This is a genomic window from Enterobacter sp. HMSC16D10 (genome assembly GCF_001807145.1).
Lineage (GTDB): Bacteria > Pseudomonadota > Gammaproteobacteria > Enterobacterales > Enterobacteriaceae > Enterobacter > Enterobacter roggenkampii.
This window is the reverse complement of the sequence record NZ_KV787868.1, coordinates 1-10,517: the sequence shown is the minus strand read 5'-3', so window position 1 is coordinate 10,517 and position 10,517 is coordinate 1. Positions and strand designations below refer to the sequence as shown.

The 10,517-nt window shown below is 52.2% G+C and carries 15 protein-coding genes; 9 read left to right on the top strand and 6 right to left on the bottom strand.

What is annotated here, in order from left to right; all coding sequences use genetic code 11:
* The first annotated feature begins 25 nt into the window (after positions 1 to 25).
* From HMPREF3143_RS10520 to HMPREF3143_RS10510, 3 genes are read left to right on the top strand one after another with little or no spacing between them, the layout of a single operon-like run.
* Positions 26 to 394, top strand: a complete 369-nt coding sequence (locus tag HMPREF3143_RS10520; RefSeq protein WP_032675568.1) for a DnaJ family domain-containing protein — start codon at positions 26 to 28, stop codon at positions 392 to 394.
* A 2-nt stretch (positions 395 to 396) separates the two neighbouring features.
* The gene (gene zntR, locus HMPREF3143_RS10515; protein WP_021242972.1) at positions 397 to 822 is read left to right on the top strand and encodes a Zn(2+)-responsive transcriptional regulator; all 426 of its coding nucleotides are present in this window, start codon (positions 397 to 399) and stop codon (positions 820 to 822) included.
* Positions 823 to 879: 57 nt separating this feature from the next.
* Positions 880 to 1,095 carry an alternative ribosome-rescue factor A gene (locus HMPREF3143_RS10510; protein WP_021242973.1) on the top strand — a complete coding sequence of 72 codons (216 nt, stop codon included), beginning with the start codon at positions 880 to 882 and terminating at the stop codon, positions 1,093 to 1,095.
* Here the strand turns inward: HMPREF3143_RS10510 and mscL are convergent, their stop codons facing one another.
* The 5 genes from mscL to def form a co-directional block, all read right to left on the bottom strand.
* A complete protein-coding gene (gene mscL / locus HMPREF3143_RS10505) occupies positions 1,096 to 1,506 on the bottom strand; it encodes a large-conductance mechanosensitive channel protein MscL (protein WP_070532998.1) in 411 nt (136 codons plus the stop codon). It abuts the gene before it with no gap.
* A gap of 145 nt (positions 1,507 to 1,651) precedes the next feature.
* A complete protein-coding gene (gene trkA, locus HMPREF3143_RS10500; RefSeq protein WP_008503482.1) occupies positions 1,652 to 3,028 on the bottom strand; it encodes a Trk system potassium transporter TrkA in 1,377 nt (458 codons plus the stop codon).
* A gap of 22 nt (positions 3,029 to 3,050) precedes the next feature.
* Positions 3,051 to 4,337: a 16S rRNA (cytosine(967)-C(5))-methyltransferase RsmB gene (gene rsmB, locus HMPREF3143_RS10495; protein ID WP_070533002.1), complete on the bottom strand. Its 1,287-nt coding sequence runs from the start codon at positions 4,335 to 4,337 to the stop codon at positions 3,051 to 3,053.
* A gap of 52 nt (positions 4,338 to 4,389) precedes the next feature.
* On the bottom strand, positions 4,390 to 5,337 hold the full coding sequence (gene fmt, locus HMPREF3143_RS10490; RefSeq protein ID WP_046092109.1) for a methionyl-tRNA formyltransferase: 948 nt from the start codon (positions 5,335 to 5,337) through the stop codon (positions 4,390 to 4,392).
* A 25-nt stretch (positions 5,338 to 5,362) separates the two neighbouring features.
* Complete coding sequence (def, locus tag HMPREF3143_RS10485) at positions 5,363 to 5,872, bottom strand: peptide deformylase (protein WP_008503479.1); 510 nt, start codon at positions 5,870 to 5,872, stop codon at positions 5,363 to 5,365.
* Positions 5,873 to 5,999: 127 nt separating this feature from the next.
* Between def and dprA the strand changes: the two genes are divergently transcribed.
* Genes dprA through HMPREF3143_RS10455 form a run of 6 tightly spaced genes read left to right on the top strand, consistent with a single transcriptional unit; the run spans position 6,000 to position 9,783 of the window.
* Positions 6,000 to 7,124 carry a DNA-protecting protein DprA gene (dprA, locus tag HMPREF3143_RS10480; protein WP_025912246.1) on the top strand — a complete coding sequence of 375 codons (1,125 nt, stop codon included), beginning with the start codon at positions 6,000 to 6,002 and terminating at the stop codon, positions 7,122 to 7,124.
* Positions 7,096 to 7,569 carry a DUF494 family protein Smg gene (gene smg, locus HMPREF3143_RS10475; RefSeq protein ID WP_008503477.1) on the top strand — a complete coding sequence of 158 codons (474 nt, stop codon included), beginning with the start codon at positions 7,096 to 7,098 and terminating at the stop codon, positions 7,567 to 7,569. The genes dprA and smg overlap by 29 nt, the downstream gene beginning before the upstream one ends.
* Before the next feature lie 26 nt (positions 7,570 to 7,595).
* On the top strand, positions 7,596 to 8,150 hold the full coding sequence (locus HMPREF3143_RS10470; protein WP_023294698.1) for a DNA topoisomerase family protein: 555 nt from the start codon (positions 7,596 to 7,598) through the stop codon (positions 8,148 to 8,150).
* Positions 8,143 to 8,715: an L-threonylcarbamoyladenylate synthase type 1 TsaC gene (tsaC, locus tag HMPREF3143_RS10465; RefSeq protein WP_070532996.1), complete on the top strand. Its 573-nt coding sequence runs from the start codon at positions 8,143 to 8,145 to the stop codon at positions 8,713 to 8,715. Before HMPREF3143_RS10470 ends, tsaC begins: the two co-directional genes overlap by 8 nt.
* Before the next feature lie 4 nt (positions 8,716 to 8,719).
* On the top strand, positions 8,720 to 9,538 hold the full coding sequence (gene aroE, locus HMPREF3143_RS10460) for a shikimate dehydrogenase (protein ID WP_008503474.1): 819 nt from the start codon (positions 8,720 to 8,722) through the stop codon (positions 9,536 to 9,538).
* Positions 9,535 to 9,783 (top strand): DUF1488 family protein, encoded by a 249-nt coding sequence (locus HMPREF3143_RS10455; RefSeq protein ID WP_008503473.1) that lies wholly within the window; start codon positions 9,535 to 9,537, stop codon positions 9,781 to 9,783. Before aroE ends, HMPREF3143_RS10455 begins: the two co-directional genes overlap by 4 nt.
* Here HMPREF3143_RS10455 and HMPREF3143_RS10450 read toward each other — a convergent pair.
* Positions 9,759 to 10,313 (bottom strand): gamma carbonic anhydrase family protein, encoded by a 555-nt coding sequence (locus HMPREF3143_RS10450; RefSeq protein ID WP_070532994.1) that lies wholly within the window; start codon positions 10,311 to 10,313, stop codon positions 9,759 to 9,761. The two genes, HMPREF3143_RS10455 and HMPREF3143_RS10450, sit on opposite strands and share 25 nt — an antisense overlap.
* Positions 10,314 to 10,517: the final 204 nt, after the last annotated feature.

Genomic DNA, 10,517 nt, shown 5'->3' with positions numbered 1-10,517 from the left:
TTCTGTTCATCCTCTGGAGCGGGTAATGTGGCTGCTTGACCAGTGGGCAGAACGCCATATTCGTGATGCCCAAAAAAAAGGTGAATTCGACGATCTTCCGGGACGCGGCGAACCCCTTATGCTTGACGATGACTCGCATATTGCGCCTGAATTACGCGCGGGATACCGTTTACTAAAGAATGCAGGCTGTCTCCCTCCTGAACTCGAACAGCGCAGAGAGGCTGTTGAACTTGTCGATCTGCTAAAAGGGATCCGTCAGGACGATCCGCGACATTCTGAAATTAGCCGCCGCCTCGCCCTGCTTGAACTTAAACTGCGTCAGGCAGGAATGAACACTGACTTTCTGCACGGTGAATACGGTGAACGCTTGTTGCGGAAAATAAACGAGGAGTAGTTATGTACCGTATCGGTGAACTTGCGAAGCTCGCGAACGTCACACCGGATACCATCCGATATTACGAAAAGCAGCAGATGATCGATCATGAAGTTCGTACTGAAGGTGGCTTCCGACTTTATACCGATAACGATCTGCAGCGCCTGCGGTTTATTCGTTATGCGCGCCAGCTCGGTTTCACATTAGACTCGATCCGCGAGTTATTATCGATCCGCATCGATCCGGCACATCACACCTGTCAGGAGTCAAAAAGCATTGTGCAGGCCCGGTTGGATGAAGTTGAAGCACGCATTCAGGAATTGCAAACCATGCAGCGCTCTCTGCAAAGGCTGAATGATGCTTGTTGTGGCACGGCCCACAGCAGTATTTATTGTTCCATTCTGGAAGCCCTTGAACAGGGGGCCAGTGGGGAAACCGAGGACTGTTGATTTTTAGTCCAACCGGGTCTAGACTCCCGTCGACATAAACCATGCTCAGGAGAATTTATGAGCCGCTATCAGCACACGAAAGGGCAGATTAAAGACAATGCCATTGAGGCACTACTTCATGACCCGCTATTCAGACAGCGCGTTGAGAAGAATAAAAAAGGGAAAGGAAGTTATCTGCGTAAAGGCAAGCATGCAAAACGGGGTAACTGGGAGGCCAGTGGCAAACAAGCGAATCGCTTATTTACCACTGGCCTTCCTGCTTTAAGCTTCTGATTAATCGCGCTTGTTCTGCTCTTTTAACAGATCGCGAATCTCACTCAGCAGCACTTCTTCTTTTGTCGGTGCAGGCGCTGCTGCCGGCTCTTCTTTTTTACGGTTGAGTTTATTGATCAGCTTGATAGCCATAAAAATGGCAAACGCTACAATCACGAAATCAAATACGTTCTGAATAAATACACCGTAGTGCATCACGACTGCCGGCACATCGCCCTGTGCTTCACGCAGCGTGAAAGCGAACTGTTTGAAATCAATGCCCCCGATCAGCAACCCTAAAGGTGGCATGATAATGTCGGCCACTAATGATGAAACAATCTTGCCGAATGCTGCACCAATAATGACACCCACTGCCAAATCCACCACGTTTCCGCGCATCGCAAATTCGCGAAATTCTTTAATAAAACTCATTTTTTTCTCCTTGTGCCAGCTGACGACTATAAGTTTAACAAATGATTAGCTAATTGCCATTCGTGATAATTAAACGTTATGCAAAATAAAAGACACAGAAATGAGAAGGATAAAGAGCGGGTACCCATTGAGAGCACCCGACACATTAAAGGAAGAATGGGCTTGGCTGGAATAAACGTTCGACGTCGGTAATAAACTTTTTATCGGTAAGGAACATAATAACGTGATCGCCTTGCTCAATGCGCAAATTATCATTGGCAATCATGACATCATTCCCGCGCACGACAGCACCAATAATGGTGCCCGGTGGCAGCTTAATTTCGTCTATCGAACGGCCCACGACGCGTGATGTTGTTTCATCTCCGTGCGCTACGGCTTCAATGGCTTCCGCTACCCCGCGACGAAGCGATGACACACCAACAATATCCGCTTTACGCACATGGCTCAGTAACGCGGAAATTGTCGCCTGCTGCGGCGAAATGGCAATATCAATGACGCTGCCCTGAACCAGATCAACATAGGCCTTGCGCTGGATAAGCACCATGACCTTCTTTGCCCCCATACGTTTCGCGAGCATGGCGGACATTATATTCGCCTCGTCGTCGTTGGTGACGGCAATAAAAAGATCAACTTGATCAATATGCTCTTCAGCCAGCAACTCCTGATCTGACGCATCGCCATAAAATACGATCGTATTTTGCAGTTTTTCCGCCAGTTCAGCCGCTCGCTGCTGATCGCGTTCGATCAATTTTACGCTGTAATCTTTTTCAAGCCGGTGTGCCAGACCGGCACCAATATTGCCGCCGCCGACCAGCATAATGCGTTTATAGGGTTTTTCGAGACGCTGAAGTTCACTCATCACCGCACGAATATGCTGTGAAGCCGCAATAAAGAAGACTTCATCCCCGGCTTCGACAATCGTAGAGCCCTGCGGGCGGATAGGTCTGTCGTGGCGGAAAATAGCCGCGACGCGCGTATCAATATGCGGCATATGCTCGCGCATGGTGGACAACGCGTTGCCAATCAACGGGCCGCCGTAATAGGCCTTAACAACGGCCAGGCTCACTTTACCTTCGGCAAAGTTCACCACCTGCAGGGCGCCCGGATATTCGATCAGACGGTAGATATTGTCGATCACCAGTTGTTCTGGCGCGATGAGATGGTCAATAGGAACTGCTTCTGAATTAAACAGTTTCTCAGCATCGCGGACATAGTCCGGAGAGCGGATGCGCGCGATTCGGTTTGGCGTGTTAAAAAGCGAGTAGGCCACCTGACAGGCCACCATATTGGTTTCGTCAGAACTGGTCACCGCAACCAGCATGTCGGCATCGTCAGCACCCGCCTCACGAAGAACGCGCGGGTGCGAACCATGACCCTGCACAACGCGCAGGTCAAATTTGTCCTGTAAAACACGCAGGCGATCGCCGTTGGTATCCACGATGGTGATATCGTTGTTTTCGCCAACCAGATTTTCCGCCAGCGTTCCACCAACCTGTCCTGCGCCCAGAATGATAATCTTCATCTCTCGTGACCTGTTCTCAACATCACTCTTTGATTAGCTTAGCGTAAAAGAAGCCATCACCCTCTTCTGCACCCGGCAGATTCTGCTGACCCGGGCATTCAGGCGTTCCCGTATCGTGCAGCGCCGCGTCCGGGGTTCGTTTAAGGAAGGCCGCGATTTGCTGACTGTTTTCTTCCGGCAGTACTGAACAGGTTGCATAGACCAGCGTGCCGCCGGGTTTGAGATGTGGCCAGATGGCGTCGAGGATGTCGGATTGCAGTTGGGCAAGCTCACTAATATCACGATCGCGACGCAGCCACTTGATATCCGGATGACGACGAATCACGCCGGTTGCAGAGCAGGGGGCATCCAGCAAAATGCGATCGAATTGTGTTTCGCCACACCATTCTGCGGGTTTGCGTCCATCGCCTTGCTTAACCTGCGCCTTCATGCCCAGGCGCTTGAGGTTGTCGTAGACGCGTGAAAGACGCTGCTCGTCAACGTCCACTGCCATCACGTTGGCCTGCGGAGCCACTTCAAGAATATGCGTCGTTTTGCCCCCAGGCGCGGCGCAGAGATCGAGGATCTGCTCACCGTTTTGGGGTTCAAGCCAGGTCATGCAACCCTGAGCAGAAGCATCCTGTACCGTTACCCAACCCTCTTCAAAGCCGGGTAATGCATGTACCGGTGCAGGCGATGCTAAGCGCACGGCATCAGGGTATGCGTCATGGGTGAAGCCGCTCATTCCAGCTTCTTCGAGTAATGCCAGCCATGCGTCACGGGTGTGGTGATTACGATTCACGCGTAACCACATTGGCGGACGCTGGTTGTTGGCATCGGCAATGCCCTGCCACTGCTGCGGATAAGCTTTTTTCAGGCGCTTCAACAGCCAGTCCGGATGCAGGAAGCGCGCTTCGTTTTGGGCAAATTCAGCCAGAAGCTCATCCTGCTGCCGTTGGAACTGACGCAATACGCCGTTGATCAGCCCTTTCAGCTGAGGACGTTTAATCGCAACGGCACCTTCCACCGTCTCTGCCAGCGCGGCATGAGGTGGGATGCGGGTATGAAGAAGCTGATAAAAACCCACCATAATTAAATAATGTACGGTGCGCTGCTTGCCCGTCATTGGGCGAGACATCAGCTTGTTAATCAACCACTCAAGCTGCGAGAGTGTGCGCAGGACGCCAAAGCAGAGCTCCTGAAGCAGGGCTTTATCTTTATCAGAGACTTTTTGCTGCAGGGGAGGCAGGACGTTGCTCAGTGACTGGCCCTGCTCGATAACCTGCTCGACGGCCTGGGCCGCCATACTGCGTAGATTTTGTTTTTTCATAACCGTAAAAATAAAAATGCCCGGAAACACCGGGCCTTAAGAATAAATTTGCTCAGGCAAGGCGATTGCCAGGGATAAACCATTCGCGACGTGAATTTAGTAGATCCTGAGCACTCATGGCTTTCTTACCGGCCGGTTGGAGCGATTCAAGATTCAAAATCCCTTGCGCAGTCGCCACCTGGATGCCGTTCTTGCTGGCATCAATAATCGTACCGGGTTCCACCGTGGTAGCGCTGCTAATGACGGAGGCTTTCCAGACTTTTACTGGCTGCTCATCAATTTCCAACCAGCTCATCGGCCACGGATTAAAAGCGCGAATGCAACGTTCAAGCTGAGCGGCTGACAGGGACCAGTCGATCCGCGCTTCTTCTTTGCTCAGCTTTTCGGCGTAGGTTACCAGCGCGTCGTCCTGAACTTCTGGTTTTGCCGTATTGTCAGCAAGCTGCTGAAGCGTCTCGATGAGCCCTTGTGGACCAAGCTCTGCCAGTTTGTCATACAGCGTGGCGCTGGTATCGTCTGACGTAATGGGGCAGGCCAGTTTATAGAGCATGTCGCCGGTGTCTAAACCTACGTCCATCTTCATGATGGTCACGCCCGTTTCGGCATCACCCGCCCACAGCGCGCGCTGGATAGGTGCTGCACCACGCCAGCGTGGGAGCAGGGACCCATGCACGTTGATACAACCCAGACGCGGCATATCAAGCACGGCTTTTGGCAGAATTAAACCGTAAGCCACTACCACCATTACGTCGGCATTCAGGTCAGCAACCAGCTGCTGATTTTCCTGCGGGCGCAGCGATGCGGGCTGGAAAACAGGAAGCCCATGCTCTTCTGCCAGCACCTTGACCGGGCTCGGCATCAGTTTTTTGCCGCGACCAGCAGGACGGTCCGGCTGGGTAAAGACGCCAACAATCTGGTGACCAGATGATAACAGCGCGTCAAGATGACGCGCTGCAAAATCAGGGGTTCCCGCGAAGATAATACGTAGTGATTTAGACACGATGATCCTTGTATCCGGTGGGACGTTATGCGCGAGAACGCAAACGATCCAGTTTCTCTACTTTCTGACGAATACGCTGCTGTTTCAGCGGCGAGAGATAATCGATAAACAGTTTACCGACCAGGTGATCCATCTCATGCTGAATACAAATCGCCAGCAGGTCATCTGCCTCCAGTTCGAACGGATTACCGTCACGATCCAGAGCGCGAATTTTCACTTTTTCGGCACGCGGCACCAACGCACGCTGTTCAGGAATGGAGAGACAGCCTTCCTCAATACCGGTTTCGCCACTCTTTTCAAGCAGCTCTGGGTTGATCAGCACCAGACGACCATCGCGATTCTCAGAAACGTCGATCACGATAATACGCTTGTGAATGTCCACCTGCGTCGCCGCCAGGCCAATGCCTTCTTCGGCGTACATGGTATCGAACATATCATCAACGATACGCTGGATTTCAGCATTCACTTCTTTAACCGGTTCAGCGACGATGCGAAGGCGCTCGTCCGGAATATGTAATACTTGCAAAACTGCCATAAATTTCCAGAGTCGTGTTCAGGAGTTGATAAGAATACTCCCTCTATTCTAGACAAATCCCCCATCGATTGACAGCATCAGTGACCAATCGCAATGATTGCGGAGACCGCTTATGGCAGGGGAAAGGATGACATCTACCGAGATTTGGCTACGGCTCATGCACACAGGTTCTTTGTGTGGTGATGTCATGGTGGAAGCGGCTGCACGACTGCAGAGGCAGGAAGGCATCGACACGCTTGTTCTGAGAAACGCTGGTTTGACAGCTAAGCAGGCTGAACGGTTCGTTGCGCTCAATGAGAGTGAGCTGGAACGTAGCCTGATATGGCTTGAGCAGCCGGGTCATCATTTATTAACGGCCAACCATCCCCTTTATCCCCCTTTGCTCCGCACGATCCCTGATTATCCCGGAGCATTATTCATAAAAGGTAACCCCGAGACGCTTAATACCGTTCAGCTGGCGGTGGTAGGCAGTCGTGCGCCGTCATGGTACGGCGAGCGGTGGGGGAAAATCCTGTGCGAACAACTTTCACAAAGTGGTTTCACGATCACCAGCGGGCTGGCCTGTGGTATTGACGGCGTTGCCCACAGCGCGGCGCTGTCAGTAAAAGGACGAAGTGTCGCGGTGCTGGGGAACGGTCTTTTTAGCATTTACCCACGCCGGCATCAGGCATTGGCGATGCGGCTTATTGAGTCTGATGGCGCGATAGTGTCTGAGTTTCCGCTTTCCGCGCAGCCCCGACCGGCAAACTTTCCGCGTCGTAATCGCATCATCAGCGGCCTTAGCAAAGGCGTGCTGGTCGTTGAAGCCGCGCGGCGAAGCGGTTCGCTGGTCACGGCACGGTGCGCGCTCGAACAGGGGCGAGAAGTCTTCGCCTTGCCAGGCCCGATAGGTAATCCCGGATGCGAGGGACCGCACTGGCTGATTAAGCAGGGGGCAACACCGGTAACGGAAGTCGCGGACATTCTTGAAAATTTGCAATATGGGCTGCAATGGCTGCAGGAAGATCCCGAAAAGCGACAATATTCATCAGATCAGGGAAAGGTGGCATTGCCATTTCCCAAGCTCCTGGCTAACGTAGGAGATGAGGTAACACCTGTTGACGTTGTCGCTGAACGTGCCGGCCAACCTGTGCCAGTAACGGTAGCACAGCTACTCGAACTGGAGTTAGCAGGGTGGATCGCAGCTGTACCCGGCGGCTATGTCCGATTAAGGAGGGCATGCCATGTTCGACGTACTGATGTATTTGTTTGAGACTTACATCCATAACGAAGCAGAAATGCGAGTGGATCAGGACAAGTTGACACAGGATCTTACCGATGCGGGATTTGAGCGGGAAGATATCTACAATGCGTTGATGTGGCTGGAAAAACTGGCTGATTATCAGGAAGGCCTTGCCGAACCGATGCAGCTTGCTTCTGACCCATTGTCAGTACGCATTTATACCGCTGAAGAGTGTGAACGGCTGGACGCCAGCTGCCGGGGGTTCATTTTATTCCTTGAGCAGATTCAGGTGCTAAACCTCGAAACGAGAGAAATGGTGATAGAGCGCGTCATGGCGCTGGATACCGCAGAATTTGAACTGGAAGATCTCAAATGGGTGATCCTGATGGTTCTGTTTAATATCCCGGGCTGTGAAAATGCCTATCAGCAAATGGAAGAATTACTCTTTGAAGTGAATGAAGGTATGCTGCACTAATTCAATGTGCAGCACCAAGAGTTGTTATGGCCAAATCAGCACTATTCACGGTGCATAAAAACGAGCCCTGCCCGCAGTGCGGGGCTGAACTTGTTATTCGGTCCGGGAAACACGGCCCGTTTCTCGGTTGTTCTCACTATCCGGAATGCGATTATGTTCGTCCTCTGAAAAGCCAGGCGGATGGACATATCGTTAAAATTCTGGAGGGGCAGCTTTGTCCTCTTTGCGGTGGCGAACTCGCGCTACGTCAGGGGCGTTTCGGCATGTTTATTGGATGTAGCCGCTACCCGGAATGTGAACATACGGAACAAATTGATAAGCCTGATGAAACGGCAATTGCCTGCCCTCAGTGTCAGCGAGGTCAGCTGGTACAGCGCCGCTCCCGTTATGGTAAGACTTTCCATTCGTGCGATCGCTACCCTGAATGCCAGTTCGTTATCAATTTTAAGCCGGTAGCGGGAATCTGCCCTCATTGCAATTATCCGCTACTGATAGAGAAGAAAACCGCGCAAGGCATGAAACGCTTCTGCGCCAGTAAACAATGTGGAAAGCCGGTTACGGCGGATCAAAATAGTGAATAATAACCTGCCATCAGGCTCCATTGCGCATGCAGTGGACGTACTGAAAAATGAAGAAGTCATCGCCTATCCAACTGAAGCTGTTTTTGGGGTCGGTTGCGATCCTGACAGCGAAACGGCTGTGAGCCGTCTGCTTACTCTGAAACAAAGACCCGTCGAAAAAGGGCTGATTTTGATCGCTGCGAATTACGAGCAGCTTAAACCCTATATTGATGATTCTATGCTGACACCGGCACAGCGCGAGACAATCTTCTCCGCATGGCCTGGACCAGTAACCTTCGTCTTCCCGGCGCAGCCTACAACGCCGCGCTGGTTAACCGGACGCTTTGACTCCCTTGCCGTTCGCGTCACTGATCATCCGCTGGTGGTGGAGCTGTGCCTGGCATTTGGTAAACCACTGGTCTCAACCAGCGCCAACCTGACCGGGCAGCCGCCTTGTCGGACAACTGAAGAAGTGCTGGCGCAGTTCGGGAATGACTTCCCTGTCGCTGTTGGTGAAACGGGAGGGCGCCTGAATCCGTCTGAGATTCGCGACGCTTTGACCGGCGAACGTATTCGCCAGGGGTAATCTCATGGAAACCTATGCTGTTTTTGGTAATCCGATTGCACACAGCAAGTCACCGTGGATTCATCAGCAATTCGCGGAGCAGCTGCAGATAGATCATCCCTATGGGCGCGTACTGGCGCCAGTGGATGCCTTTATCCCAACGCTGGAGGCCTTTTTCGCCGCGGGGGGCAAAGGCGCGAATGTGACGGTCCCGTTTAAAGAAGAAGCATTCGAACGTGCAGATGAGCTGACCGAGCGCGCTTCACTTGCAGGTGCAGTCAATACCTTAAAACGGCTTGAGGATGGACGCCTTCTGGGTGACAACACCGACGGGATTGGTTTACTCAGCGATCTGGAAAGACTCTCCTTTATCAAACCCGGATTCCGGGTTCTGCTGATTGGCGCGGGTGGTGCATCGAGGGGCGTTCTGTTGCCTCTGCTTTCCCTGGACTGTTCAGTGACCATTACTAACAGAACTTTTTCCCGGGCAGAAGCGCTGGCGGCGTTGTTTGCGCATACCGGCAGCGTGAGCGCGGTAGCGCTTGACGATCTTGCTGAACGTGAGTTCGATCTTGTCATTAATGCCACATCCAGCGGCATCAGTGGCGAGATCCCGGCGATCCCCGCTTCGCTGGTCAGTGCGCACATGTACTTCTATGACATGTTCTATCAGAAAGGTAAGACGCCTTTCCTGAACTGGTGTGAACAACACGGGGCGAAACAGTTAGCCGATGGGCTGGGAATGCTGGTGGGGCAGGCTGCGCATGCTGTACTGCTCTGGCACGGGGTGCTGCCTTCAGTCGAGCCAGTCATTGAAAAGCTAAAGCAGGAGCTTTCGGCGTGAATCAGGCTATTCATTTCCCGGACAGAGAGAGCTGGGATGAGCATAAGCAGGCGGTCTGTTTTCCTGTGCTGGTGCAGGGTATGCAGCTTACCTGTGCCATCCACGGAGAAACGCTATTGCATCGTTTTGGCGGCACAGACCCGATAGCCGTATTTTGTGAAAACCGCTGGGATCTCGAAGAGGAAGCCAGCGATTTAATCCGCGAACAGCAGGAAGACGATCAGGGCTGGGTTTGGCTATCCTGATCCAAATAATCATTCTTCCATTTTACGTAGTTGTTTGCCGAGTATTTTAATCCTTCGATCTCCGCCTCCTCCAGGGGGCGGATCTGTTTTACCGGGCTTCCCAGATAGAGATAGCCGCTCTCCAGCCGTTTGTTCTGCGGGACCAGGCTACCGGCGCCAATCATCACGTCATCTTCTACTATGACGCCATCCAGTAAAATCGACCCCATGCCAACAAGGACCCGATTTCCGACAGTGCAGCCGTGAAGCATGACTTTATGGCCGACGGTAACATCTTCTCCAATAATGAGGGGATTGCCTTCCGGGTTATAGGACGATTTGTGCGTGACGTGCAGAACGCTACCGTCCTGAATATTGGTTCGCGCGCCAATAGACACATAGTTAACGTCTCCCCTGATGGCAACGAGTGGCCAGATACTAATGTCATCGGCCAGTCGGACATCACCAATGACCACACTACTGGCGTCGATCATCACGCGATCGCCTTGTTTGGGGAACAGATCTTTATAAGGACGTAATACTGCAGACATAACTACCTCTGAGAATGAGCGCTATACAGAAGACTTTGATCGTATTCGTCGATCGAGGCAAGGCAAAATACGTCAATATTTAAGCAGATCGGGCGGGATTTCAGCGAAAAGCGCGGAAAATCAGCAGTCGGAAAAAAAGATCTAAAAAATACTTGTGCTAAAAATTGGGATCCCTATAATGCGCCTCCATCGACACGGCGGATG

Excerpts from the sequence above, each read along its gene's own strand:
- HMPREF3143_RS10520 (WP_032675568.1), top strand. The coding sequence starts at position 26 with ATGTGGCTGCTTGACCAGTGGGCAGAACGCCATATTCGTGATGCCCAA.
- zntR (WP_021242972.1), top strand. The coding sequence starts at position 397 with ATGTACCGTATCGGTGAACTTGCGAAGCTCGCGAACGTCACACCGGAT.
- HMPREF3143_RS10510 (WP_021242973.1), top strand. The coding sequence starts at position 880 with ATGAGCCGCTATCAGCACACGAAAGGGCAGATTAAAGACAATGCCATT.
- mscL (WP_070532998.1), bottom strand. The coding sequence starts at position 1,506 with ATGAGTTTTATTAAAGAATTTCGCGAATTTGCGATGCGCGGAAACGTG.
- trkA (WP_008503482.1), bottom strand. The coding sequence starts at position 3,028 with ATGAAGATTATCATTCTGGGCGCAGGACAGGTTGGTGGAACGCTGGCG.
- rsmB (WP_070533002.1), bottom strand. The coding sequence starts at position 4,337 with ATGAAAAAACAAAATCTACGCAGTATGGCGGCCCAGGCCGTCGAGCAG.
- def (WP_008503479.1), bottom strand. The coding sequence starts at position 5,872 with ATGGCAGTTTTGCAAGTATTACATATTCCGGACGAGCGCCTTCGCATC.
- dprA (WP_025912246.1), top strand. The coding sequence starts at position 6,000 with ATGACATCTACCGAGATTTGGCTACGGCTCATGCACACAGGTTCTTTG.
- smg (WP_008503477.1), top strand. The coding sequence starts at position 7,096 with ATGTTCGACGTACTGATGTATTTGTTTGAGACTTACATCCATAACGAA.
- HMPREF3143_RS10470 (WP_023294698.1), top strand. The coding sequence starts at position 7,596 with ATGGCCAAATCAGCACTATTCACGGTGCATAAAAACGAGCCCTGCCCG.
- aroE (WP_008503474.1), top strand. The coding sequence starts at position 8,720 with ATGGAAACCTATGCTGTTTTTGGTAATCCGATTGCACACAGCAAGTCA.
- HMPREF3143_RS10450 (WP_070532994.1), bottom strand. The coding sequence starts at position 10,313 with ATGTCTGCAGTATTACGTCCTTATAAAGATCTGTTCCCCAAACAAGGC.